Below are 26,996 nucleotides of genomic sequence, written 5' to 3'. Positions count from 1 at the left end.
TCATGGGCTGGGAGCTCGCCGCAATGTCGAACTTGCCGTCGCACAACCGTGTTTCCGATGTAGATTCTCCCGCGGCACCCAATATGGCGTCTGATGCGGTGTCTGATTCACGCATCTCCGTGGCGCCGCCGCGTATTTACGCGCTGATGGCAAGATCGCTCCCCTCCTCCGAGGATTGGCGCTTGCTGGTGGAGCGTGTCCGTTCCCTCGGATTTTCTCGAATCCTTATCGATGAAGCGGCATGTTCGAATGCGCTGCCGGGTTATCTCAACGTCTCCCACCTAAGCGGCCTCGCCACCGATGTCGTGATTCACGCCGAGCCGGGGCATGGTTTAGCCGGTCCGGTCACCGTCAATGACACCGGCGCCCGAAAGGACGACCTCCTCCCCGACCCACGCCATGGTTCGCCTGACGCGATGTCTCGTACGGGACTCTTGCCGGATTCGACTCACAACACCCTCGGCCTGACGGCGTCGAAATCCAGCATCGCGGATGCGCTCGCAGCGCGCGTCTTGAAGCTGGCGGAGCAAGGCGTCGATGGCTTTTGCCTGCGCCATCTGGACACGCGACCGATCCGCGCATGGCAACGTCTGCTGAACGATGTTCAGCGCCAATTCCCGGCACTTCAGTGGTTCGGTTGGACACCGGGGCTTCGGCGCGACCAAATGATCGCTGTCGCCAAGGCGGGCTTCGACGGCGTTTTCTTATCTTCATGTTGGTGGGACATGCGTGCGTCGTGGCTTTACGGGGAGCACGCCGATCTCGCAGGTGTTACATGGCGGATCGCGCTCGCAGGCGATCCATTTGACGCGTCCGACGAGCTCGTCGCGCGTAGCCACAACGTCCTAGAGTGCGCGCGTGCACTGCAATTGGCATTCGAGCTGGGTGACGGAATTCTGATGCCGGCCGGCATGGAGTTCGGGCATGCGCATGCGGCCGGCAAACTGCCTGAGCTTGGGTCATCAGGGCACCCCGAGTCGAACGGCGAGGCGGTTCCGCGCTCTCATGAGATCGATTTCCGTCAAATCATCGAAGCCGGCAACCGGCGGCTGGTCGCGAGTGCACGACCGTCAGCGAACCGTCATTCTGATATGCGGATGGCGGGGACTTCCCCATCTGTGTTGCGGTGTCTATCCGGTGGTGACGCCGATATTGCGCTACTGACGCAGGAGATTCCCGGCGTAGCGCTGCGTCGCGTGGTGGCCGTCAATCGCAGTCTCACCCGAGCGGCTACGCTGCCGATGTCGGCGTGCGCAAACGCCGACCATGTGAGACTCACGCCGTTAGACATGCGTGGCAATGCGATGGGCACGCCGGAAACGCTCACGCATGTCACGCTTTCGCCCGGCGAAGTTCGCATCTGGCAAGCCGAAACGGATCGCGCTGTGTCGCGCCATGTCTGGCCGAAAGCGAAGATGGGAGCCCCAGGCGAGCAGGACCGGCGAGCGGTACGCGAGGCGGCGAGTGAGTCGCGCGTAGTGATCGAGGCGGTGGCGCCGTCGCTCGATGAAGGGCGTTTCGCCGTGCGCGCGGTCGTGAGCGAAAGCGTTTCGGTCAGCGCCGACATCTTTACCGACGGACACGCTTCGCCGAGTGCTGTTCTCCGGTGGCGCGCGCTCGATTCGACTGTCTGGCGAGAGACGCCCATGTCGCCTACAGGAAACGACCGCTGGCATGCAGAATTTCGTCCCACCCGTTTAGGTAGACATGAGTTCAAGGTCGAGGCCTGGCGCGACCCATATCTCAACTGGTGTAGCGAAGTCGCGAAGAAGCTCGACGCCGGTCAGCCGGTCGAACTCGAGATACAGGAAGGCATTGAGTGCATACGCCAGATCGCGGCTCAGGCGCCTACGGCGCGCGGGCGAAAGGACATCGAAAGGCTCGCGCAGCATGCCGAGTCGCAAGCCCCTGCCCTCGCCTATGCCGCGTTGAGTTCGCCGGCCGCATACGAGGCCGTTGCCGCCGCGCGCTACCGGCCATTCCTCGCGACGTCATCTGTGGTGGCGCTCGACGTGGAACCGGTCGAGGCGGCGTTCGCCAGCTGGTATGAGCTGTTTCCGCGTTCGCAAAGCGGCGATGCCGCAAGGCACGGCACGTTCGACGACGTCATCCGGCGCTTACCCGCGATTGCAGAAATGGGCTTCGACGTGCTCTACATGCCGCCCATCCACCCCATCGGGCAGACGCACCGCAAGGGCAGGAACAATCGGCTAGATGCCCAGCCCGGAGATCCCGGCAGTCCCTATGCGATCGGCGACGCTACGGGCGGGCACGATGCCATTCATCCGGCGCTCGGCACCTTCGATGACTTCCGGCGTCTTCGCGACGCCGCGCGAGAGCACGGTCTGCGCATCGCCCTCGACTTCGCCGTGCAATGCTCGCCCGATCATCCGTGGTTGCGCGAGCACCCGGGCTGGTTCGACTGGCGGGCGGACGGCTCACTGCGTTACGCGGAAAACCCACCCAAAAAGTACGAGGACATCGTCAACGTCGACTTCTATACGCCGGACGCCCTCCCCGCGCTATGGCTCGCGCTGCGCGACATCGTATTGTTCTGGATATCGGAAGGCATCGATCTCTTTCGTGTCGACAACCCGCACACCAAGCCGTTGCCCTTCTGGGAGTGGCTGATCGGCTCGGTGCGGGCGGCGCATCCGCGCACGGTCTTTCTTTCCGAGGCCTTCACGCGGCCGAAGCTCATGTATCGGCTGGCGAAGATCGGCTTCTCGCAGTCGTACACCTATTTCACCTGGCGGGAGACAAAGGACGAGATCACCGACTATCTGACGGCGCTTCAGCAGCCCGAGATCGCCGCGTGCTTCCGCCCACACTTCTTCGTCAATACGCCGGACATCAATCCTTACCATCTGCAACATGGCGGCCGCCCCGTGCATCTTGCGCGGGCGGCACTGGCCACGACGCTTTCGGGTTTGTGGGGAATGTACAGCGGTTTCGAGCTTTGCGAAGCGACCGCGCTGCCCGGGCGCGAAGAGTACCTCGACGCGGAGAAGTACGAGATCCGCGCCTGGGATTGGCAGCGTCCCGGCAACATCGTGAGGGAGATCACGGCGCTTAACCGCATCCGTCGCCAACATCCCGCCTTACAGACGCATCGCGGCGTGACGTTCCTCAACGCCGACAACCCGCACGTCCTGTATTTCGAGAAGGCCACCCCGACGCGCGCCGACGTCGTGCTCGTCGCGATCAACCTTGATGCCGGTCAAGCCCATGACGCCACGATAGAAATGCCGCTTTGGCGCTGGGGATTGCCTGATGACGCGCCCCTCGCCCTCGAGAATTTGCTCGACGGCACGCAATTCGAATGGCATGCGAAGCACCAGCGGGTCCATCTGCCGCCGCATGCCCCGTATGCGATCTGGTCGGTGCGACCGGCGCGCGCAGCAAACGCGAACGACGAATCCGGGGAGACCCCATGAAAAGAGAACCCCGACTCGGCATCGCCCCCCTTCGAGACGACCCGCACTGGTACAAGGACGCGGTTATCTATCAGTTGCACATCAAGTCGTTCTTCGACGCCAACGGCGACGGCATCGGCGACTTTGCCGGCCTGATCGAGAAGCTCGATTACATCGCCGAGCTGGGGGTCGATACGCTTTGGGTGCTGCCGTTCTACCCATCGCCGCGCCGTGACGACGGCTACGACATTGCCGAGTATCGCGGTGTGCATCCCGATTACGGGACGATTGCCGACGTGCGACGTCTCATCGCAGAAGCGCATGCGCGCGGCATTCGAGTGATCACCGAGTTGGTCATCAATCACACGTCGGATCAGCACCCGTGGTTCAAGCGGGCGTGTGCGGCACGGCCGGGGACTTCGCATCGCGACTATTACGTCTGGTCCGACACGGGCCGGGAATACGATGGCACACGCATCATCTTCGTCGACACGGAAGTCTCAAACTGGACGTGGGAGCCAAACGCAGGCGCGCATTACTGGCATCGTTTCTATTCCCATCAACCCGATCTGAACTTCGACAACCCACAGGTGCTGCGCTCGGTGCTGGGCGTCATGCACTTTTGGCTCGGGATGGGCGTGGATGGCCTGCGGCTCGATGCCGTGCCATATCTGGTCGAGCGAGAAGGCACCAGCAACGAGAATTTGCCGGAGACGCACGCGATTCTGAAGCGGATTCGTGCAGACCTCGACGCGAAGTATCGCAATCGGCTCCTCCTCGCCGAGGCCAATCAGTGGCCGGAAGACGTTCAGCAATATTTCGGCGCAGGCGACGAATGCCATATGGCGTTCCACTTCCCGCTAATGCCCCGCATGTACATGGCCATCGCGCGCGAAGATCGCTTTCCGATCACCGACATCCTGAGCCAGACGCCACAGATTCCCGACGCTTGCCAATGGGCCATCTTCCTGCGCAACCACGACGAACTGACGCTCGAAATGGTGACCGACAGCGAGCGCGACTATCTGTGGGAGGTCTATGCGTCCGACCGTCGGGCGCGGCTGAACCTGGGCATCCGTCGGCGGCTGGCGCCGTTGCTGGAACGCGACCGACGTCGCATCGAGCTCATGAACAGTCTGCTGCTGTCGATGCCCGGCACGCCGGTGATCTATTACGGCGACGAAATCGGCATGGGCGACAACATCCATCTTGGCGACCGCGACGGGGTGCGAACGCCGATGCAATGGTCGTACGACCGCAATGGCGGCTTCTCGCGCGCCGACCCCGAACTGCTCACGCTGCCTGCCATTCAGGGCGCGCTGTATGGGTACGAATCAGTGAACGTCGAGAGTCAGGCGCGTGATCCGCATTCATTGCTCAACTGGATGCGACGCCTGATCGCCACGCGCCGGTCAAGGCGCGCGTTCGGCCGGGGCGGCATCGAGTTTCTGCATCCGACCAACCGCAAGGTACTCGCCTACCTGCGCGAGTATGACGAAGAGCCCCCACTGCTGTGCGTTGCCAACCTCTCCCGGGCGTCGCAGGCCGTCGAGCTGGATCTGTCGCGTTACGCCGGACGCACGCCTGTAGAACTGCTCGGCGGCACAGCCTTCCCTGCCATCGGGCAACTGACCTATCTGCTGACGCTTCCGCCCTATGGCTTCTACTGGTTCGAACTGACCGAAGCGACGCAGGCGCCTCGCTGGAACGATGAGGCCAGCGAGCAACTGCCTGAGTTCACGACGTTCGTCTGGCGTGCGGGTGCGCCGCTGCTCGACGCGGCGACGTGCGAGGCGATCTCGAAGACCGTCCTGCCGCGTTATCTGCCGAGACGTCGGTGGTTCGCGGCAAAGAACGCCCGGCTGCGTGCCGCACGGCTTCGTTGTGCGACATCCATCTCCCCCGTCGACAGTATGAATGCCGACGACGTCCCGATCTGGCTCGGAGAAGTCGATGTGCAACTTGAGGTCGACGGCGGGCAGCAAACGCAAACATATCTGCTGCCACTCACCGTTGTCTGGGAGCATGCCGGCATGCGTCCGTTACCGATCCAACTGGCGCTGGCACGTGTTCGACGCGGCCGCCGCGTCGGTTTCCTGGTCGACGCTTTCGCCAGTGAGGCATTGGGGCCGGCGCTCGCATCTCTGATGCAGTCGAATGCCCGGATACCTGCACAACGCGCGCCGGGTACAGACGGCGAAGGCGATCTCGGCGTCTTCGAGTTCGAGAGCGCCGACGTTCTGGCCGACGAGCCGATCCCGCCGGGCGAAGCAACGCAGTGGATGGCCGTCGAGCAGACCAACAGTTCGCTGGCGATGGGCAATGCGCTGGCGCTCAAGCTGGTCCGTCAGGTCGTACCCGGGGTCCACCCCGAAGCGGAGATGCTGCGCCGTCTGAGCGAATGCGGCTTCGCCAACTCGCCCCAGTGGCTAGGGGAAGTCCGTCATTGCGATGCCGACGGCAATCCGCATACGCTTGCGATCCTGCAACGATTCGTCGGAAATCAGGGCAACGGCTGGGGTTGGGCTTACGACACGCTTTCGCGACTGATTGAAGCGCTCTCGCACGACGACGTCAGCGTCGGCGAAACCCGGGACGAAGCCGCGCCCTATCTTCAGTTCGCGACACAGATCGGAAAACGCCTCGGCGAAATGCATTTGGTCCTGGCACAGGACACCGGCGACGATGCTTTCTCGCCGGTCATCGCCGACAACGACATCCTGGCCCGCTGGATCACCTCCGCGCAGACGACGGTGTCGCAGGCGTTTTCGCTACTTGAAGCGCATACCGCCCCGGCGATGGCTGACGCGGACAGTGATTCACAAGCCGTTGCCATCGCGTCGCTTCTGGACAAACGCGACGCCATCATGGCGCTGATCCCCCGTCTGATCGAACAAGGGCGTGGCACGCTCTGCGAGCGTGTGCACGGCGACTTCCATCTCGGTCAGGTGCTCGTCACCCCAGGCGATGTCTTCATCATCGACTTCGAGGGCGAACCTGCCCGTGAGGTCGCGGTGAGGCGCGAGAAAGCCAGTCCGCTTCGTGACGTCGCGGGACTGCTGCGCTCACTGGACTATCTCGGCCGCTCGGTCGCCAGTTCGGAGGAACCGCTGCCGGCACCCATGCTCGCGCGTCGCGCGGCGCAGTTGCGCCGGGTGATGGCTGACGCAAGCGATGCGTTTCTTGAAGCTTATGGCAACGCCGTGGCTTATGGTGCGCCGCAACTGGCCGACACCTTTGCGCGCCGGGCGCTACTCGACGCGTTCCTGCTCGAGAAGGCGGCTTACGAGATTGCCTATGAGTGCGCCAACCGGCCCGCGTGGCTGTGGATGCCGCTTGCAGGTCTCGAAGCCCTCGTGGCGCGCCTGCTCGGTGAATCTGAGGACGATGCACGATGAGTCGCACTCAGCCGCGGGCCGTGTCCTCCGCTCAACCGCGTCAGCCGTTCGTTTCAGAAGCGGGTCACGACGACCGGCTGCCGACAATGTCACAGTCCGACATACAAGCGCTGATCGACGGCCATCATCCGGACCCGTTTTCTGTGCTGGGGCCACATCGGGATCATGACAGGTGGACGGTTCGGGCGTTTCTGCCGGGCGCGTTGGCCGTCGCCGTCGAGCCTGTGGCTGCGGACGATGCTCAGACCATTCCGATGCATCGCATCCACGCCGACGGCCTTTTCGCCGGGTCGCTGCCAACGCGTTCGGACGCCACTGACGATGCCCATGCCCCACCCGGCTATCGCCTGCACGTCGACTGGCCCGGAGCACGCCAGATCACCGCCGATCCTTACGCGTTCGGACTGCTGCTCGGCGACCTCGATCTTCACCTGCTGCGCGAGGGACGTCATTGGCACATCGGCGATTGTCTCGGCGCGCATCCCATGGCGGTTAACGATACTGCGGGCGTACGGTTTGCCGTGTGGGCGCCGAACGCAAGCCGCGTCTCCGTCGTGGGGGACTTCAACGGGTGGGACGGCCGTCGCCATGCGATGCGGCTGCGCCATGACGCGGGCGTCTGGGAGTTGTTCGTCCCGCATCTCACCGCCGACGAACGCTACAAGTTCGAAGTCCGCACGGCAAACGGTATCGTGCTGCCGCTGAAGGCCGATCCCCTCGCGCGTATGACCGAAGTGCCGCCGGCGACCGCGTCGCGCGTGGCGTCCGATGCGCCTTTCGTCTGGCACGACGACGTGTGGCTGGCCGAACGCGCTCGACGTGTTGCGCCCGAAGCACCGATCTCCATTTACGAGGTTCACGCCGGATCCTGGCTGCCACGGGAGGCCGACGGCTCATCGTCGTCGCATTGGGATGCCCTTGCCGACCGTCTGATTCCCTATGTGCACGCGATGGGCTTCACGCACATTGAATTCTTGCCCGTCACCGAGCATCCGTTCGCCGGCTCCTGGGGGTATCAGCCGCTGAGCCTCTATGCACCGACAGCGCGCTTCGGCGATCCGGCGGGACTGGCGCGCCTCGTCGACCGCGCGCATTGCGCGGGGCTTGGCGTCATTCTCGACTGGGTGCCCGCGCACTTTCCGTCCGACGTTCATGGGCTCGCGCATTTTGATGGCACAGCACTGTACGAACACGCCGATCCGCGTGAGGGCTTTCATCAGGACTGGAAGACAAGCGTCTACAACCTCGGGCGTCACGAAGTCGTCAACTTCCTGATCGGCAGCGCACTCGACTGGCTGCGCCGCTTTCATGTCGACGGCCTGCGTGTCGATGCGGTGGCTTCGATGCTCTATCGCGATTACAGCCGCCGCCCCGGGGAATGGGTGCCGAACCGGTATGGCGGGCGAGAGAATCTCGAAGCCATCGCTTTCTTGCAGGCATTGAGCGAGCGCGTCGCCGAAGCGTCGCCCGGGGCGGCGTTGTTTGCGGAGGAATCGACGGCATGGCCCGGCGTAAGCGCACCGGTGGCGCGCGGCGGGCTTGGCTTCGATTACAAGTGGAATATGGGCTGGATGAACGACACGCTCCGCTACATGGGGCGCGACCCCGTGTATCGCCGTCATCATCATGACGATCTGACTTTCGGGCTCGTGTATGCGTTCTCGGAGCATTTCGTGTTGCCGCTTTCCCATGACGAAGTCGTGCACGGCAAAGGCTCGTTGATCGGCCGCATGCCGGGCGACGACTGGCAAAAGCACGCCAATTTGCGCGCGTACCTCGGCTTTATGTGGACGCATCCCGGCAAGAAGCTGCTCTTCATGGGCGGCGAGTTCGCACAACGCTCAGAGTGGAATCACGACGTCCCGCTGCCTTGGTCTCAGCTCGACGACCCGGCGTGTCGCGGCGTTCAGCGCTGGGTGCGCGACCTGAACCGGTGCTACCGCGACCGGACAGCACTGCACCGGCTCGACGTCGATACGTCCGGCTTCGCATGGGTCATCGGCAACGACCGCGATAACAGTGTGCTGGCGTACCTGCGCTTTGGCGCTTCGCGTGAAGGGTTGCGCCCCGACGACGTCTGCCTTGTCGTCGTCAACCTCACACCGATTCCCCGGCATGACTATCGGATCGGGGTCCCCATGTCCGGTGGGTGGCGAGAGGTGCTGAACTCTGACGCCACATGCTACGGCGGTAGCGGCGTGGGCAACGGTGGTGAGATCTCGTCGCAAGGTATCACGTCGCACGGCTACGCCGAATCGTTGAATCTGACGTTGCCACCATTGGGCTGCCTTGTGCTGGCCCCGGAGAGATAACCGATGCCTCACTCGCACGTCGAACGGCTCGAACCCGGCCGCCCGTCGCCGCTCGGGGCGACATGGGATGGCCTGGGCGTCAATTTCGCGGTCTTCTCGGCCAACGCGCAGCGCATCGATCTGTGCCTCTTCGAGGAGCGTGGGCGTAAGGAGCTCAAGCGCCTGCCGCTGCCCGAATGTACCGACGAAATCTGGCATGGGTACCTGCCCGGCGCGGGGCCCGGGCTCGTCTATGGGTATCGTGCGCACGGTCCGTACGCGCCGGAGCAAGGACACCGTTTCAATCCCGCAAAGTTGCTTCTCGACCCTTACGCACGGGCGCTGGTCGGTAAGGCCCGGTGGTCCGACGCACTCTTCGGGTATCGGGTGTCCTCGCACAAAGCCGACCTGTCCATCGACCGCCGCGACAGTGCGCCGGCCATGCCCAAGGCCGTGGTGGTCGAGGCCCCCGATACGCTGCGTCACGACACGCGCCCGCACACCGCGTGGGACGACACCGTCATTCTCGAGGCGCACGTTCGCGGGCTGACCATGCAGATGGACGGCATGCGTCAGCCCGTTCGCGGCACGTTCGAGGCGCTGTCGTCGCCTCGTGTGATCGAGCACCTGCACCGCCTGGGTATCACGGCGGTCGAGTTGCTGCCGGTGCACGCCTTCCTGCATGACCGGATGCTGGTCGACCGTGGGCTGCGCAATTACTGGGGTTACAACACGCTCGCCTTTTTTGCCCCCGAAGCGTCCTATCTCGGCAACGGCGGTTCCGACGCCATGCGGCGCGCCGTTCGGGCACTGCACGCCGCCGGCATCGAAGTCATTCTGGATGTCGTCTATAACCACACATGCGAAGGCAACGAACTCGGACCCACGTTGTCCTGGCGAGGGCTGGACAACGCAAGCTACTACCGACTGGTACCGGGTGACGAACGCTACTTCATCAACGACACGGGCTGCGGGAACACCGTCAATTTGTCGCACCCTCGGGTGTTGCAGATGGTGATGGACTCGCTGCGCTACTGGGTCGAAACGATGCAGATCGATGGCTTCCGTTTTGATCTGGGCGTGACGCTGGGCCGCGAAGGCTACGGCTTCGACCCCGGCGCGGGCTTTTTCGATGCCATTGGTCAGGATCCGGTGCTCGCGCGCACCAAACTCATCTCCGAGCCCTGGGACATCGGACCGGACGGTTACCAATTGGGACAACATCCACCTGGATTCGCGGAGTGGAACGGTCAGTTCCGCGACACGGTGCGCCGCTTCTGGCGCGGCGACGACGGTATCCGCCCGGACATCGCCGAGCGGCTTCTTGGTTCAGCCGGATTGTTCGCGCGCCGCTGGCGCAAGCCGTGGGCGTCGCTCAACTTCGTCACCTCGCACGACGGCTTCACGCTGGCTGACCTGACGGCCTACTCGGAGCGTCACAACGAAGCGAACGGCGAGGACAACCGCGACGGCGCGGGCGAGAACTTCAGCGCCAACTGGGGCGAGGAAGGGCCGAGCGAGGATGCCCGGATCGTGGCGCTGCGCGAGCGCGTTCAACGCTCGTTGCTGCTCACGTTGCTGTTCGCCAGCGGCACGCCGATGCTGCTTGCCGGCGACGAATTCGGACGGACGCAAGGCGGCAACAACAACGCCTATTGCCAGGACAACGACACCTCCTGGCTCGACTGGCGCGCGGCAGCGCAGCCCGCTGGCGTCTCCATGACGGGCTTCGCAGCGCAGGCGATTGCATTGCGCCGTGAAATGCCATTGCTGCGCATTCTTCGTTTTTCCCACGAGCGCGAATGGGTGGCCAATGACTTCGAAACCATCTCCTGGTACGACGAGCGCGGGTTGCAACTGGCAGACGAAGACTGGCACAACACCAAGGGACGCGCGCTGGTGCTGCGGCGCGCCGCGAAGCGGGAGGATGGCGACATCGACATCGCCTTGCTGATGATGAATGCCGCCGATGTGCCGTTGTTGTTTCGCTGGCCGCCGCCCGGAGGCGACTGGCAGGTGCATCTCGATTCGGCAGATCCGGCACGCGCCGCGACGCCGCTCGACGGGGAAGGCGTACAGATTGAGGCGCATGCTGCGATGGTTGTCACCGGCCGCTGGCGTCACCATGACGACGCCGCGCAGGCCTGATACCAACGCACCTGCCCCGCTTCCGCCCGATCCTTCCCGTTTCCAACTGCGATCTCCGAACCTCCGATGACATCCACGTACGCTTTCCCGCTTCCTTTTGGCGCCGCCGCTCAGGTCGACGGCACCACACGCTTTCGTATCTGGGCACCGGACGTGAGCACCATGCAACTGGTCATTGAGAGCGAAGCGCCCGTGCCGATGCAGGCGGCCGACGGCGGTCATTTCGAGCTGACGGCGCCGTGTATCGCCGGGAGCCGGTACGCCTTTGTGCTGCCCGGCGGGCAGCGCGTACCTGACCCGGCGTCGCGCGCGCAGGACGGCGGTCCGCACGACATGAGCGTCGTGATCGATCCACGCGACTACGTTTGGCAAACCGCCGGGTGGCGCGCGCGGCCGTGGCATGAGACCGTCATCTATGAAGTGCACGCCGGGGCGCTCGGCGGCTATCGAGGCGTTCGGGCGCGTCTGCCTTATTTCTCGCAACTCGGCGTGAACGCCATCGAACTGATGCCGATCGGCACCTTCGAAGGCAAGCGCAACTGGGGCTACGACGGCGTGTTGCCTTTCGCCCCGGAGAGCGCTTATGGCATGGTGGACGAACTCAAAGCCCTCATCGACGCGGCGCACGCCGAGGACATGATGGTGTTCGTCGACGTCGTTTATAACCACTTCGGGCCGAGCGGCAACTATCTCGCAGCCTATGCTTCACCGTTCTTCGACGACACGAAGCACACGCCATGGGGACCCGCGCTGAATTTCGCCGAGCCCTGCGTGCGTCAGTATTTCATTCAGAACGCGTTGTACTGGCTCTTCGAGATGCGCGCGGACGGATTGCGGCTCGACGCGGTACACGCCATCGGCAACGATGACTTCGTGCAGACGCTCACCACCTGCGTGCATGACGAAATTGCGGCGCGGGAACCCGGGCGTCACGTTCACCTCATTTTCGAAAACGAACATAACGGGGCGAGCCTGCTCGCCAGAACGTCCGCTGCCCAATGGAACGACGACTTTCATAACGCGCTGCATGTGTTGCTGACCGGCGAGCGAGACGGCTATTACGCGGACTTCGCCGATGATCCGGCTGGACATCTGGCACGCGCGTTGGCGGAAGGCTTTGCATTTCAGGGGGAGCGGGTCGAGCGCTTGGGCAAACATCGCGGCGAGCCGAGCAGCTTCCTGGCGCCGACGTCGTTCGTCAGCTTTTTGCAGAACCACGATCAAGTGGGGAACCGTCCGTTCGGCGACCGCTTGACGGCGCTTGCCGATCCCGAGGCACTGCGTGCGGCTGTCGCGTTAATGCTGCTATGTCCGCAGATTCCCATGCTGTTCATGGGCGAGGAATGGGGAAGCGAAACGCCGTTCCTGTTCTTCACCGACTATCAGGGCGAGTTGGCGGACGCTGTTCGCAAAGGCCGCCGGGAAGAGTTTGCACGCCTCGGCGCGGCAACCGAAGCCGCCGTGCCCGATCCGAACGACCCCGAAACGTATGCGAAGTCATGCGTCTGGCCGGGCGAAGACGTGTCGGCCGACGCCAATGACTGGCTGGCGTGGTATCGCGGGTTGATCGAAATGCGGCGCACATGGATCGTGCCGGGCTTGCCCGGTGTGACAAGCGCCGGCGTAGACGTGCTGAACGCTCACGCGCTATGCGCCCGCTGGCGCCTCGGCAATGGCGCGTTGCTCATCATCCTGCTCAATTTCGGTGACCAGCATTGCGAACTAGACGCGACGACGCATTCGCCGACGGGCGTCACGCTTTGCCAGACGCCGGCGCATGCAGTCCACGACCTGTCGGCCGGCAGGCTGTGCGCCCACGCCTGCGTGGCGTGGCTGGAGGAACCTATATGAACACGACCGCCTCCATGCTGTCACCTCCGTCTCACGATGCCATGCAGACGCTCGCTCAGCGCGCCGGCCTTCTTGTGCGGTGGGACAATGCCGATGGCCAGACCCATACTGTATCGCTCGATGTGCTGCGCGCGTTGCTAGACGCGATGGGGCTGCGGTGCGGCAATGCCGCGCAGTGTCGCGACAGTCTGGCGTATCTCGATTCGCCGGCGTCCCTGTCTGACGACATACAGATCGTGACGCGCGTCGGCGTACCGGCGACGTTGCCCGCGCTGTCGCTCACCGCCGGGCGCAAGCGGTTGGCCTACCGCGTGCATCTGGAAACCGGAGGGGGCGTCGATGGCGTGACCGAGGTCGATCCGGAATCCGGAGCATCGCTGCTGGCCCCCATCGACGTGGCGGGATATCACCGCCTGGAATTGGGCAACAAAGTGTATTCAGTGATCGTCGCGCCGGCGCATGCCCACCGGCTGCCCCCTGACGCACGCGAATGGGGAATGAGCGTGCCGCTCTACGGACTGCGCCGCGAGGGCGATGGCGGTCTCGGACACTTCGGCGCGCTGGCCGACGCAGCGTCAGCCATCGCAGAGCACGGCGCGCAGGCTCTCGCTATCAGCCCCGCACATGCGATGTTCAGCGCGCGTCCTGCTCAGTACAGTCCCTATTCGCCGTCGAATCGCCAGTGGTACAACGTCGCTCATATCGACCCCGCCATGTTGTGTGGCGAAGCCGAGGCGCAGGAAGCGGCGCGACGGCTGCGGCTGGTGCCGGGCTACGCGCAGCGGGAGCGCCAGCGGTTGGTGAATTGGCCGGCAGCCTCCGTGGCACGCCTGCAAGTGCTGCGGCATTTGTACGACCGTCGCGAGCACTGGTTGTCTGCTCAGCAAGCCAGCGCTCTGAAGCGTTTTCGTCGGGACGGCCTCGACTCACTGGAGGCGCACGCGCGCTTCGAAATGCTCCACCAACGCCTGCATTCGACGCACGGCGACGACTGGCGACGCTGGCCCGTAGGTCTGCGGTCCCCCTGGGCGCCCCAGGCGGAGCGCATGGCTTACGAGCATGCGGACGACGTGGCGTTTCACGTCTTTCTGCAATGGCTGGCGCTGGACGGGCTTCGAAGCGCGCACAGGAATGCGCGTGACGAAGGCATGGAGATCGGGTTGATCGCGGACATGGCCGTTGGCGTCGACTCGACGGGAAGCGAGGCATGGGCCGACCCGGGACACATGCTCCAGGGCGTGTCGCTCGGTGCACCGCCGGACTTGTTCAATCGGGCAGGACAGGTCTGGGGACTGACGACCTTCTCACCGTGGGCCATGCATCAGCACGGCTACCGGCCGTTCATCGCGACGCTGCGCGCGGCGCTTGCGTTTGCCGGGGGCATACGCATCGACCATGTGCTCGGCCTGTCACGCCTTTGGGTATGCCCGGACGGCGCGCCGGCGACGGCTGGCGCGTATCTGCGGTATCCGCTTGACGCCTTGCTGGCGATCGTCGCGCTCGAATCGTCCCGTCATCGCGCGCTCATGGTCGGCGAGGATCTCGGGACAGTGCCCGGCGACTTTCGGGCGCGTGTCGCGACGCAGGGGGTACTGGGAACCGATGTCCTGTGGTTCGCGCGCAGCGCCCCGTCGCCCACGCAGTTGAAAAAAACACCGGCGTTTTTGGCCCCGTCCCAATGGCGAACGGACGCCGTCGCCACGACGAGTACCCATGATCTGCCGACATCTGTGGGATGGTGGACGGGACGCGACATCGCCTGGCGCGCCCGTCTGGCCCCCACGTCGATGGACGCGCGTCTCGCCCGACGGCAGCGCCGCGAGGATCGCACCGCGTTATGGCGCGCGATGAGTGCTGCGGGCGTCGTCAACGAAAGCGGTCACGCGGCTGCGCCTGCGGCATCGGCCGTCGCCGGTGAGGCATCTGCGCAGACGAAGAACGACGTTGCCAGAGCGCCTGGACGCGCACCGACGACGACACCGCTCGACGCCATCGTGAGCTTCGTGGCGCAATCGCCCTCCCCGCTGGTGCTGCTTCCCATCGCTGACGTGATCGGGGTAAAGGAAGCCGACAACCTGCCAGGGACGACGACCGAACATCCGAACTGGCGACGCCGCCTGAGCGCACCCGTCGAAGTGTTGCTCGGCACGCCGGACGTGGCATCGCGTATTGCCCGGTTTGCCCGTGTGCGGGCTGCCGTCGGCCGAAAGTGAACAGGCATTGAACCGGAGCCTTCATGACCCCGCTTGCTACGCTGCGTATCCAATTCAATGCCGATTACACGTTCGCCGACGCCATGCGGGACGTGCCTGCCTTCGCGAAGCTCGGCATCTCTCATCTTTACGCGTCGCCGGTCTGGACGGCTTCCCCAGCGTCCACGCACGGCTACGACGTCGTCGATCCGGGCACAGTTAGCGAAACGTTAGGCGGCGAAGCCGGACTGCGTCAGTTGCACGACCGCCTGAAGGCGCACGGCATGGGACTGATCGTGGACATCGTCCCCAACCACATGGGAAACGGCCAGCAGAACCGCTGGTGGCAGGATGTGCTGCGTCGCGGCAAGCAAAGCCCGTATGCGTCCTACTTCGACATCGACTGGGATGGCAATGCGGACGTCCCGGCTGGCAAGGTGCTGCTGCCGGTGCTGCCCGAGCCGCTTGCGGACATCCTGTTCCAGCGAAAGCTCTCCGTCGTACGAGGCGTAAGCGGACACGCGTCGCTCGCGTACGACGGAGCGCGCTGGCCTCTCGCGCCTGAGACGGTGGCGCTTGCCCAAGCCGCGCGCACCGCGCAGCATTGGCGGCTCGTGCTTGCCCGCCAGCACTTTCATCTGACGCATTGGTCGCTGGCACGCGACGCGCTGAACTGGCGGCGTTTCTTCGATATCACTTCGCTGGTGGCCGTGCGTGTCGAGCGTCCGGAAGTGTTCGACGCCGTCCATGGACTGCTGCTCCGCTTATTCGCCGATGGCGTGATCGACGGCGTTCGCGTCGATCATGTCGACGGCTTGAGCGATCCCGGCGCGTACTGCCGGCGGTTGCGCGCCGCGCTGCGCAAGTCCGGCGATGGCCGCGAGCCGTGGATCGTCGTCGAGAAGATTCTGATGGACGGCGAGCGTCTGGATACGCGTTGGGAAACCGATGGCACGACCGGCTACGACTTCATGAACGACGTCGGCGCGTTGCTGCACGATGGCGACGGTGCCGACGAACTTTGCGCCCTTTGGCGTAACACGACAGGCGATACCCAGACATTTGAAAAGCACGTGCGTGACGCGCGGTGGCAACTGATCGACGAGCGCTTTGGCAGTGAGATGAACCGGGTGACCAAGGCATTGACATCGCTGATCGCCGCCGACCCCGGCGGCCGCGCCCGTGATGCAGGCATCGCCAGTTTCAGACGCTGTGCCGGTGCATTGGCCGCATCGTTTCCCGTCTATCGCTGCTATCCAGACCCGTCGAATGCTGCCGACGCCCCGAATGACGTGCTGATGACGGCCATGGGCGGCGCAAAGCGGCGGCTGCATCCACTGGACCACACGGCGCTTGCGCAACTCGTGCAGTGGCTGACGCCGACCGAAGGCAATCCGCCGGGCTGGGGTGAATTACTGCGCGATCTCCAGATCCGCTTCGCGCAGCTTACCGCGCCATTGGCTGCGAAGGCGGTCGAAGATACGGCGGGATATCGCTGGGGCCGTCTACTGTCACGAAACGAGGTAGGCAGCCGTGCAGCCGAATTGTCGCTCCCGCTCGCCGATTTCCATCGGGCGAACACCCACCGGGCAAGTCACTGGCCCCGCGCCATGTTGTCGACGGCCACGCACGACCACAAGCGCGGCGAAGATGTCCGCGCGCGGTTGGCCGTGCTCTCCGAGATCCCGGCGCAATGGGCGGAAGCGGTCAGCGCGTGGCGGGCCGAAAACGAACGATTTCGGGAGTCGATGCTTGATGCACCCGACTCTGCGCATGAACTCATGCTCTATCAGACGCTTGCCGGCGCGTGGCCCTGTGCATGGCGTTCGACGCCCTCCGGGGCGCCTCTACATGCGTTCGTCGAACGCATCGCGCAGTGGCAGCGCAAGGCCGCTCGCGAAGCCGGTGTCCGAACCTCCTGGCTCGCACCCGACGCGGCCTATGAGGCGGCATGCGACGTCTTCCTCACACGCATCATGGGCGCGCAATCGTTTGTCGAGTCGATGCACGCGTTCGCCAACCGCATTGGGCCCGCTGGCGCATTGAACGGTCTGACGCAACTGTTCCTCCGCCTGACCTGCCCGGGCGTACCGGACACGTATCAGGCGAGTCTGCAATGGGACCAGACGCTGGTCGATCCCGACAACCGGCGTGCCGTCCATTTCGATGTCGAGATGTCAGGCGCGCCCGTGCCTGGCGCCGTACCCGACCGGCAACAGTGGCAATCACTGATGGATCGCTGGCGCGACGGTGACGTGAAATTCTCGCTCCTCTGCGCTTTGCTACATTGGCGCAAGCAGTTCGCTCCCGCCTTCACGCAGGGCGATTACGTCCCGCTCACCGCGCACGGTCCATGCGCGGCGCAGGTCGTAGCCTTTGCTCGCGTGCCCGCGCCAGCCGTCGGCAGCCCGATGGTCTGTGTTGCCACCCGGCATACCGCGCGTCACCTCGGAGCGCTGTCGGCGACCGCCAGTCCCGTGCCCCGAGTGCGGCCGCAGGACTGGCAGGACACCGCCGTCGACGTCAGCGTGTTGTCATGCGCGCCTGGCTGGCGAAGCCTGATCGACGGCGTTCGCGTTCGGAACACGAGCGACATGCTGCCACTCGCGGACATACTCGCCGCCCTGCCGGTAGCCCTGCTTGTCCCGGAGTGAGTGCCACGCGATCAATGTTGCTGATCGATCCACTCGCGCGCCATCGCCGCAGACTCGTCGAGCGCGGTTTGCTCATCGCTATGTATGTCGTCCTTCAACGTCTCGACCTCGTGATGACGGATCATGCCGTCGCCTGCTTGCACCACCGCGCGGCCACGGAAGCCGCCCCCCGGATGCGGCAACGCCGAACAGATGACACTGAAATTGCGATACCGAAATGTCAGAACAGCTGCCATATCAAGTTACGCGCCATGCGGCGCTTTCCTCCCGTGCAAAATGCCGGTGCTTCGAAATGGCCTCGACGAAGCCATCGAGCGTTTGCGCATCCGGCGTTGCGCAAAAGAATACGCCCGGATCGTCGTCGTCAGGCGTAATGCCGGCGGCGTCGAGCAATTGTCGTCCTGTGCCTATCGCCAATAGCGTTTTGCAGTGACGGAATTGATTACGGACGAAGTCCAGCGCATGCCCGTTCGCACATAACCTGTCTACCGCCGGATTGCCCGGGGCGATCACGACGGCGTCAAACAGGAAGCCGGGCTGGCTGTCGAGTGCCGCGTCCGCATCGATCGTGCCGCCATCGGCCGCGTCGCAAATACCGATGTGCTCACCCACGAGGCGAACGTCCGCATGTTCGACGCTCAACGATTCAGTCACGCCTCTCACGGCCTCGGCGTCGATGCCGTCGGCGACGAGCACGGCGATCTTCCGAGACGCGATGCCCGCATCGCTCGGGTGAGCCTCTAAAGCCAGCGCGGGCGAACGGTCGATTTCCGGGGCTGCCGGTGCGTCTGCGGCCGGCGGCATTGGGTCAGGCAGCGGCATGCCAAGCCCTCTGGCAATTTCGGCGGCCATCGGCTCCGACACATTGCGCAACATCGACAGCATACGACGTCGAATGCCCGGCACCGTGACGTGGCTTAGCTCGAAGCGAAAGGCGTCCGCGATATGGCGCTGACCGGCGGCGGACTGACTCTCGTAAAACAGCGTCGCCTGCTGGAAGTGTTCGGCGAACTTCGCAGGCTTGCCACGCATCTCAACGCCGTTCTCCGGCACAGGTTCGGGGAACGGGACATAGCCTGCGGCGCCGGTCTGGAACGGGCAACCGCCGCCCATCGAATTCGGATCGTAGGCCACTCGCCCGCGATGGATCGTCTGACGATGCATGCCGTCGCGCTGATGATTCTGCACGGGCGTGACCGGCGCATTGATCGGCAGTTCGTGGAAATTCGGCCCGCCCAGCCGCGTGATCTGTGTATCGAAGTATGAGTGGATACGTCCGGCGAGCAGCGGATCGTTGGTGAAATCGATGCCCGGCACGATATTGGCGACGCAGAACGCTGCCTGCTCCGTTTCCGCGAAGAAGTTGTCAGGATTCCGGTCGAGCACCATGCGGCCGATGGGCGTCACCGGAATCAACTCCTCGGGCACGATCTTCGTGGCGTCGAGCACGTCGAAGCTGAAGGTGTCGGCCTGAGCTTCGGTGAAGATCTGAACGCCCAGTTCCCACTCGGGATACTGACCGCTCTCGATGGCCTCCCACAGGTCGCGCCGATGAAAGTCCGGGTCGGCGCCGGATATCTTCACGGCTTCGTCCCAGACGAGGGAGTACGTACCGAAGCGCGGCGTCCAGTGAAACTTGACGAGTTTCGACTCGCCGCCTGCATTGACGAAGCGATAGGTATGCACGCCGAAGCCCTGCATCATCCGGAAGCTGCGCGGGATTGCGCGATCGGACATGAGCCAGATCATCATGTGCGTCGATTCAGGTGAGAGCGAGATGAAATCGTAGAACGTGTCGTGTGCCGACGCCGCCTGCGGCATGGCGTGATGCGGCTCGGGCTTCACGGCGTGAACGAGGTCGGGAAACTTCATCGCATCCTGAATGAAGAACACCGGCATGTTGTTGCCGACCAGATCCCAGTTGCCCTGATCGGTATAGAACTTGACGGCGAAACCTCGCACGTCGCGCGCCGTGTCTTTCGAGCCGCGCTCGCCTGCGACCGTCGAGAACCGCACGAAGACGGGCGTGCGCTTGCCTGCCTGCGCAAACGGCGCGGCGCAGGTCAGTTCTGCGAGCGCGTCGTATGACTCGAAATAGCCATGCGCGGCGGATCCTCGGGCATGTACGACCCGTTCCGGGATGCGCTCATGATCAAAGTGCGTGATCTTCTCGCGCAGCACGAAGTCCTTGAGCAGCGCTGGGCCACGCATGCCGCCGACGAGTGAGTTCTGATTATCCGCGACCGGCACGCCCTGATTGGTTGTGAGCGGGGTGCCCTCGGCGTCAGCGCGAACGCGTGTCAGATCGCCGCCCACAGCATTCACGCCGGATTTAGCGGGGCCGCCTGTTTTCTCCGTCGCGAGACGCTCACCGACCGTGCTGGCGTGCGCGTGATGCGATGGTGACTTTGCCGTCTGTCCAGGTTCTGGCGTCGCGGCCTCGATGCCATACTCGCTGGCCTTTTCGGTGTTGTAGGGTATGGCGTCGACAGTCTGGCCCAGCTCACGTGAACGTTTGACGCCCGGGTCTTTGCTGGGGCCGGGCGCTCCGGCCGGTGCGCCGTCGGACTGCCGGAATCCACTCTCCGTGGCAAAGGCATCGCCGGTCTTTTGCTTCGAAGGCGAACCGGATTGCGGGGTGGCGTGCGGTGTCTTTCGGCGAGTCATGAGTATCTCCTTGAATGCATCAATCCGCTCTGGCGACCGAGGTCGCGAGCTTGCTAGCCATCGTCAGGTGGCGTTGCAATATCGGTAAGGTGCTGCGCGCAAATGCCTTGAGTTCAGGGTCGCGGCCGGAATTGGCTTCTTGCTCGAACAAGCGCACGGCTTGTTGATGCGCGGCGGGACCTGCGGCTGCGACATAAGCGACATCGAATTCGCGGCCCCGCTTGTTGGTGAGCGTCTGCAATTCCGGATTGACCTCGGCCGCCGCAGGCACGCGAATGCCCTTTCGCGCGGCAATCTGCTGCAACTCGTTGCCGGCCTTCGTGTGGTCGGCGACCATCTGGCGGGCGAAATTTTTGACTTCGGTGCTGGACGAGCGCTCCAGCGCCAACTGGCTGGCCTGCACTTCGAGCATGCCGGCACGCCCTGCGGAATCGACGAACGACGCATCGACCCCACCCGGCACATGAGCCATCGTCTCGGCGTCTCGAGGCTTGCCCGGGTCTACCATGTCAGCACCCGCTGGCGTCGGTTCGCGCGGTGTAACCGGCGTCTGAGCGACGGCGAACATTGGCGTCACCAGCGCGAGTTCCGCCAGCACGCCATACCAACCCCAGTGACGGCGGTAGAAGCGGCCTTGACTACGATGTCTGATTTTCATGGGGAATCTCCTGAGAATCGTGGGACGGCGTAACTCATCCCCCAACAGCGGTGCCGCCATTGGGATGCAGCGTCTGCCCGGTCATGTAGCTGCCGTCGCGGCAGGCAAGCAGCACGTAGCTGGCGGCAAGCTCGTCCGGTTGCCCGGGACGCTTGAGCGGCGTGTTTGCGCCGAACTTCGCGACCTGATCTGCGCTGAAGGTCGACGGAATGAGCGGCGTCCAGATCGGCCCGGGTGCGACAGCATTTACATAGATGCCCTTCGGCGCAAGGTTGGCGGCCAGCGCCCGCGTGAACGACACAATGGCACCCTTGCTGGCGGAGTAATCGAGCAGCACCGGATTGCCCTGATAGGCGGTGACGGACGCGGTGTTGACGATGCGCGCCCCCGGCTTCATATGCGTGAGCGCGGCTTGCGTCATGAAGAACATGCCGAATACGTTCGTGCGAAAGGTCCGTGTCAACTGGTCTTCGGAGATTTCGGTCAGGTCTTCGCGAACGTGTTGCTCGCCCGCGTTGTTGACCAGCACGTCGAGACGGCCGAACGCCTTCACGGCTTTCTCAACCGCCTCACGCGCACGATCCCGATTCCCGATATCGGCCTCGATGGTCAGACACTTTCGCCCGGTCTTTTCGATCAGTTCGCGTGTCGTCGCAGCGTCCTCGGATTCCTTCAGGTAGACGATGGCGACATCCGCGCCCTCCTTCGCGAAGGCGATGGCAACGGCACGTCCGATGCCGCTGTCGCCGCCCGTCACGATGGCGGCTTTGTCGATCAGCTTGCCGCTGCCGACGTACTCCTTTGCGGTGTCCTGCGGCTTCGGCTCCATCTCGGCTTCTACGCCGGGTTGATGCGACTGCGTCTGCGGCGGTGGTGTCTTGGCTTGCGGGTTGGACGTCATAAGTCAGGCTCCTGATGCGTTACGGGTTGTGTGGGCGCAAGCGGCGAAAAGTCGCGCCATTCGCCGCCTTCCCAGACGCCCTCGGTATGCTGGATGTCATCGGCCCCGGCATTGCGAAGGACCGTCATGGCCGAGTCGGCTGTTTGTTCGGTCACGTGGGCGGCGAGAATGACGCCGGCGTCGCGGGCGTCATACGCCTGGGCCTGGGCGCGTCGCTGGCGCATGCGTGACAGTGCGCCGGCAAGTGCGCCAACGTAGGCGCCGACCAGGGCGCCGATGAGGGGAATGGGCCACCACTGGACGCCGAAGCGATAGATCGTCACGCCAATGCCGCCGCCGACGATCAGACCGCCCACGAGACCCAGCACTGCGCCGAATCCGCCGGGACGTGCCCCCGGATCGGCATGCATGTCACCGCCGATCGGAAAGCGGGCATGCTGTCCGGCGGGGTTGAGGAAGAAGATCGAAACGTCATCCGTTCTGAAATGACGCGCGTAAAGGCGGCGAGCGACGTCACCCGCCTGCTCAAACGTGTCGAAACGCCCCGCCACAATGGTTGCCATCTCGTACCTCCGGAAGACAGTCGGCCGATGAGACGGTCACATCAACTTGCCGAGTTCCTTCGAGACGGACGCCGGCGACTTGTACTCGATGTCCGGAATGTGCTGAAGCGTGTCGAGTACCTTGCGGTCCGCATGCTGATCGCGAGCGCAGGACAGCAGCTCGGCCTTGCTGCACGGATAGTCCATACCTTTGAGCGCCTTTTGCACGTCAACGGGACTCGGCGGCTGATTGTGCCCGGTCTGATGTCCGCCCTTGTCGTGCGTGGCGCGGTCGCCTTCATGCGAGCGCGTGCGGCTCAGTTCGTGACCGGTGTGCTGCGGGTGATGAGACGTCATGGTGTCGGCTCCTTGCGGTGGCTAGGTTTCAGAATCGATCGGCGGCAGCGGGAAACGCGGAAATGGCCGCTACGTCAACCAAAGGGATGCAAGTCGCGTTCCATGCCATCACAGGTAGTTCGTCAGGTAAACGATCCGGACGCGCGGAAGGATGGCAACCCGCTAACGGGCTTCGCACGGCGGGTGGGAAGCGCATGAAGGAGGTTGGACGATGAGACGTGGCGTGAGTCGCGTCGGTTCGTGACGCGTTGCCCGGCCTTTTGTCCAAAGCTTTGTAAGAAAGCCCCGTGATCCATGGCGACGAGCAAGCTTGCTGCGCACGCTCACCCAGCGCGTTACTTCTCCCAGCGACTGGCAATGCTCTCCCATGTCTCGCGCATGGACGAACGTGCAACGCCGACCGCTTCACTATCCCCACGCAGCAACGCACCGGTGTAATTCCGGAACATCTCCATCGTCATGTGCGGCGGAATCGGCGGGACGTTCGGGTCGGTCACGACATCGAGCACGACCGGGCGGTCCGCCGTGAATGCTTCGTGCCACGCGGCGCTCAGATTGGCCGGATCTTCGACCCGAATTCCGACCAGCCCCAGTTGCCGGGCATATGCCGCGTAATCGAACGGCGGCAGTGACTGCGAGACCGCAAAACGCGGATCGCCCTCCTGCGCGCGTTGCTCCCAGGTCACTTCGTTCAGGTCGCCATTGTTGAGCACCAGCACCGCAAGACGTGGATCGTCCCACGTCTGCCAGAGGGCCGAGAGCGTGATCAATTCGTTGATGCCGTTCATTTGCATCGCGCCGTCGCCTTCGAGTGCGACCACGACACGCGACGGATGGGCCATCTTCGCCGCCAGCGCATAAGGCATGGCCGCCCCCATCGACGCAAGACCGCCTGACAGTGAACCCATCATGCCGTCGCGAAGTTGCACGTCGCGTGCGTACCAGTTAGCGGCGGTGCCCGAGTCGGCGGTGACGATGGCGTTGTCCGGCAACTGGCGTGACAATTCGCGAAACACGCGCTGAGGATTGATCGGTCGTGCGTCGGAGGCCGCCCGGCGGTCCATGACACGCCACCATCGCGCGACCCGCTCCTGAATCCGTTGGCGCCAGTCGTCGTTCTGACGGACATGGAGTCGCGGCAGCAAGGCATCGAGCGTGGCGCGGGCATCGCCGACCATCGCGACCTCCATCGGATAACGCAGGCTAAGCATGCGCGGGTCGATGTCGATCTGTACGCCGCGCGCTTGCCCCTCTTCCGGTAAAAATTCCGCATATGGAAAGCCCGAGCCGATCATCAGCAACGTGTCGCACTCGTTCATCAACTCCCAACTCGGCTGCGTACCTAGCAGGCCGATCGCACCGGTCACCCACGGCAATGTGTCGGGAATGACGCTCTTGCCAAGCAGAGCCTTGGCCACGCCGGCTTCAAGCCGGTTCGCCACTTCGATGACTCGCGCCCCGGCGCCGAGCGCACCGGCACCAACGAGCATCGCCACGCGATCGCCCGAGTTGAGCACTTCAGCGGCGGCGTCGAGTTCGTCGTCAGACGGCACGATATGGCGTGGCGGCAGGCGCACGCCGTCACGAATGGCGCCACTGCGCACCGTGCCGTGAACGCGTGGCGGGACGTCGACGGCGGGAAGGTCCTGCACGTCGTTAGGCACGATGATGCACGTCACCGCGCGTTGGTCATGGGCAATGCGAAACGCGCGGTCGATGACGTGTCGCGCCTGCGCAGGCGTGACGATTTCCTGCACGTACTCATGGGCGACGTCCTTGAACAGGGCGTGAAGATCGACCTCCTGCTGGAAGTCGCCGCCGAGCGACGCACGCTTTTGCTGACCGACAATGGCCACGACCGGCTGATGGTCGGCCTTCGCGTCGTACAAACCGTTAAGCAGGTGAATCGCCCCCGGTCCGGAAGTCGCGAGGCAGACGCCCGTCTCACCCGTGAACTTCGCGTGGGCGCAGGCCATGAATGCGGCCATCTCCTCGTGTCGCACCTGCACGAATGCCGGGTCGTTGTCCGACCGGCCGAACGCGCCCACGATGCCGTTGATACCGTCCCCTGGATAGCCGAAGACCCGTTGCACGCCCCAAAGCCGAAGCCGCTCAAGCAGAAAATCCCCCACGCTCTGTGTCATGACGATGTGCTCCCTGTAAAACCATCGTCGCCGCAAGGTTCATGCCGTGTCCGATGTGGTCTTCGGTAAGGCGGTCCCGGCGTTTGCCATCCAGCTTAGCGAAGCGCGATTGGGTAATTTTCACAGGAAACTTGAAAAAATGGCACGCCGCGCTCGTGGGTCATGGTGAAGTGAGCGTCAGAATTTGACGGACCAATGCCCGTATGTCGACGGGTTTGGGGACGTAGGCCCGGAAGCCTGCAGAATAAGCGTGACGCCGTTGGGCTGCGTCCGCGTGAGCGGTCACGGCCACCACTGGCACAGCGCCGCGCGTTCCGAAGTGCTCGCTGAGTTGCTGCACCAGCCAGAAGCCGTCGCCCTGCGGCATGGCAAGGTCGGACAGCACGATGGTCGGCGACTCATCCTGCATGGCCGCCAGTCCATCGCGGCCATTGACTGCCTCCCGGACTTGCGCGCCAAGCGTACGTAACGCCGCCGCCAGGCTCTCGCGCGACGGACCGTCATCGTCGACAAGAAGGATGCGCTGGCCTTCGAGCACCGTGACCGGCGACAGTATTGGGGTAGGCGCTTCGACACAAAGGCCTGCCGCGACTTTCCCCTCAACCGGCAACCGTACGGTGAAGCGGCTGCCCATGCCGACGCCACGGCTCGACACCTCGACACTGCCCCCATGAAGCTCGGCAATGTGGCGCACAATCGACAAGCCAAGCCCCAGTCCCCGGCGCGGAGACACTGGCGCATCGGACTCCCGCCGGAACGCATCGAAGACATGCGGCAGGAATTCGGCGGCGATCCCTTGCCCGGTGTCGGTCACCGAAAGCCGCAGCCAGTGGGGCTCCTGTTCGAGCGACACCTTCACCTGTCCGCCATCCGGCGTGAACTTAATGGCATTCGAGACGAGGTTGGTAAGCATCTGGCGCAACCGCTCGTTGTCGCCGAGCAGCAGTCGTGTGGTAGCCGGTGTGCTTGAGCTCAGCGTAATGCCTTCTGCCGACGCAGTCGTCTGCATCGTCACGGTGACGTCGTGCACGATGCGTTCTATGTCGTGCAAGGCGCGATCCAGACGAAGCTTGCCTGTGGCCAGCGACGACGCGTCGAGAATGTCGTCGACCATATGCGCCAACGAGCGGGCGCTGCGGTCAATGGCGTCAATAGCCTGCGACTGCATAGGTTGTCCCGACGGATGGCGCAGCACTTCGACCCATCCGTAGATGGCGTTTAACGGAGTCCGCAATTCGTGGGACACCGTGGCCAGCAGTTCGTCTTTCATGCGATTGGACGTGTCGGCCTGATCGCGTTCGTCGCGTGCCCCGCGCAGGGATTGGCGTATGCGGCGGTTATCGAGGTGTTTGGTGCCTTCGTCGCGCAACAGGACCGTGGCGCCGACGCACTCACCGTTCTCATCCAGCAGTGGCGCGCAGGAGAAGGTGGCGCGAAACGGCTTGCCGTCGCCGCGCACGCACACGACGTCGACCACCGAAGCCGCCGCGGCATCGAGCTTCGCAGTGAACCTAAGCGGATGATGTCTTAGCCAGTGCCTGGCGATGAATCGTCCGACCGGCGTGCCGATAGCATCAGCCTCAGGAACACCGAACATCTTCGCAGCCGCCGGATTCCACTGCGTGACGCGAAGGTCTCGGTCAACGCTCACAATCGCAGCGGGGACAGCATTAAGCACACGCTCGTCACGGATATGGGAACCGGCGGGCCGAAAGCGTTTTGCGAGGATCGATACCCAGCGTCCGGCACGAAAGTTGCTTTTCACGATGGCCACCGC

The 26,996-nt window shown here is 64.0% G+C and carries 15 protein-coding genes; 7 read left to right on the top strand and 8 right to left on the bottom strand.

Annotated features, from left to right (window positions below; all coding sequences use genetic code 11):
* Positions 1-2 precede the first annotated feature (2 nt).
* From C5N93_RS24310 to treY, 7 genes are all read left to right on the top strand, one after another.
* Entirely contained in the window at positions 3-3,437 is a 3,435-nt protein-coding gene (locus C5N93_RS24310) for an alpha-1,4-glucan--maltose-1-phosphate maltosyltransferase (protein ID WP_242561253.1), read from the top strand.
* Positions 3,434-6,814 (top strand): maltose alpha-D-glucosyltransferase, encoded by a 3,381-nt coding sequence (gene treS / locus C5N93_RS24305; protein WP_242561252.1) that lies wholly within the window; start codon positions 3,434-3,436, stop codon positions 6,812-6,814. Before C5N93_RS24310 ends, treS begins: the two co-directional genes overlap by 4 nt.
* Positions 6,815-6,900: 86 nt before the next feature.
* Positions 6,901-9,126: a 1,4-alpha-glucan branching protein GlgB gene (glgB, locus tag C5N93_RS24300; protein WP_242561251.1), complete on the top strand. Its 2,226-nt coding sequence runs from the start codon at positions 6,901-6,903 to the stop codon at positions 9,124-9,126.
* A gap of 3 nt (positions 9,127-9,129) precedes the next feature.
* Positions 9,130-11,253 (top strand): glycogen debranching protein GlgX, encoded by a 2,124-nt coding sequence (gene glgX / locus C5N93_RS24295; protein WP_242561250.1) that lies wholly within the window; start codon positions 9,130-9,132, stop codon positions 11,251-11,253.
* Positions 11,254-11,319: 66 nt separating this feature from the next.
* Complete coding sequence (gene treZ, locus C5N93_RS24290) at positions 11,320-13,104, top strand: malto-oligosyltrehalose trehalohydrolase (RefSeq protein ID WP_242561249.1); 1,785 nt, start codon at positions 11,320-11,322, stop codon at positions 13,102-13,104.
* Between the two features lie 14 nt (positions 13,105-13,118).
* On the top strand, positions 13,119-15,317 hold the full coding sequence (gene malQ / locus C5N93_RS24285) for a 4-alpha-glucanotransferase (protein ID WP_242561248.1): 2,199 nt from the start codon (positions 13,119-13,121) through the stop codon (positions 15,315-15,317).
* Between the two features lie 23 nt (positions 15,318-15,340).
* Complete coding sequence (gene treY / locus C5N93_RS24280; RefSeq protein WP_242561247.1) at positions 15,341-17,950, top strand: malto-oligosyltrehalose synthase; 2,610 nt, start codon at positions 15,341-15,343, stop codon at positions 17,948-17,950.
* A gap of 11 nt (positions 17,951-17,961) precedes the next feature.
* Here the strand turns inward: treY and C5N93_RS24275 are convergent, their stop codons facing one another.
* The 8 genes from C5N93_RS24275 to C5N93_RS24240 all read right to left on the bottom strand — a co-directional run bounded on the left by C5N93_RS24275 (position 17,962) and on the right by C5N93_RS24240 (position 26,993).
* Complete coding sequence (locus C5N93_RS24275; RefSeq protein WP_242561246.1) at positions 17,962-18,186, bottom strand: hypothetical protein; 225 nt, start codon at positions 18,184-18,186, stop codon at positions 17,962-17,964.
* Position 18,187: 1 nt separating this feature from the next.
* The gene (locus C5N93_RS24270; RefSeq protein WP_242561245.1) at positions 18,188-20,617 is read right to left on the bottom strand and encodes a catalase; all 2,430 of its coding nucleotides are present in this window, start codon (positions 20,615-20,617) and stop codon (positions 18,188-18,190) included.
* Positions 20,618-20,636: 19 nt separating this feature from the next.
* The gene (locus C5N93_RS24265) at positions 20,637-21,275 is read right to left on the bottom strand and encodes a DUF4142 domain-containing protein (RefSeq protein ID WP_242561244.1); all 639 of its coding nucleotides are present in this window, start codon (positions 21,273-21,275) and stop codon (positions 20,637-20,639) included.
* A 34-nt stretch (positions 21,276-21,309) separates the two neighbouring features.
* The gene (locus C5N93_RS24260) at positions 21,310-22,176 is read right to left on the bottom strand and encodes an SDR family oxidoreductase (RefSeq protein WP_242561243.1); all 867 of its coding nucleotides are present in this window, start codon (positions 22,174-22,176) and stop codon (positions 21,310-21,312) included.
* Positions 22,173-22,739, bottom strand: coding sequence for a hypothetical protein (locus C5N93_RS24255; RefSeq protein WP_242561242.1), 567 nt, complete (start codon positions 22,737-22,739; stop codon positions 22,173-22,175). The genes C5N93_RS24260 and C5N93_RS24255 overlap by 4 nt, the downstream gene beginning before the upstream one ends.
* Positions 22,740-22,775: 36 nt before the next feature.
* The gene (locus C5N93_RS24250; protein ID WP_150811032.1) at positions 22,776-23,075 is read right to left on the bottom strand and encodes a DUF2795 domain-containing protein; all 300 of its coding nucleotides are present in this window, start codon (positions 23,073-23,075) and stop codon (positions 22,776-22,778) included.
* Between the two features lie 335 nt (positions 23,076-23,410).
* Positions 23,411-25,219, bottom strand: coding sequence for a thiamine pyrophosphate-requiring protein (locus tag C5N93_RS24245; RefSeq protein WP_242561241.1), 1,809 nt, complete (start codon positions 25,217-25,219; stop codon positions 23,411-23,413).
* Positions 25,220-25,379: 160 nt separating this feature from the next.
* Positions 25,380-26,993 (bottom strand): PAS domain-containing hybrid sensor histidine kinase/response regulator, encoded by a 1,614-nt coding sequence (locus C5N93_RS24240; RefSeq protein ID WP_242561240.1) that lies wholly within the window; start codon positions 26,991-26,993, stop codon positions 25,380-25,382.
* Positions 26,994-26,996 lie beyond the last annotated feature (3 nt).

Origin of the sequence: Pandoraea sp. LA3 (assembly GCF_022696215.1) — a bacterium.
In the GTDB taxonomy this organism is placed as follows: domain Bacteria; phylum Pseudomonadota; class Gammaproteobacteria; order Burkholderiales; family Burkholderiaceae; genus Pandoraea; species Pandoraea capi.
This window is presented reverse-complemented; position numbering and strand designations above follow the sequence as displayed.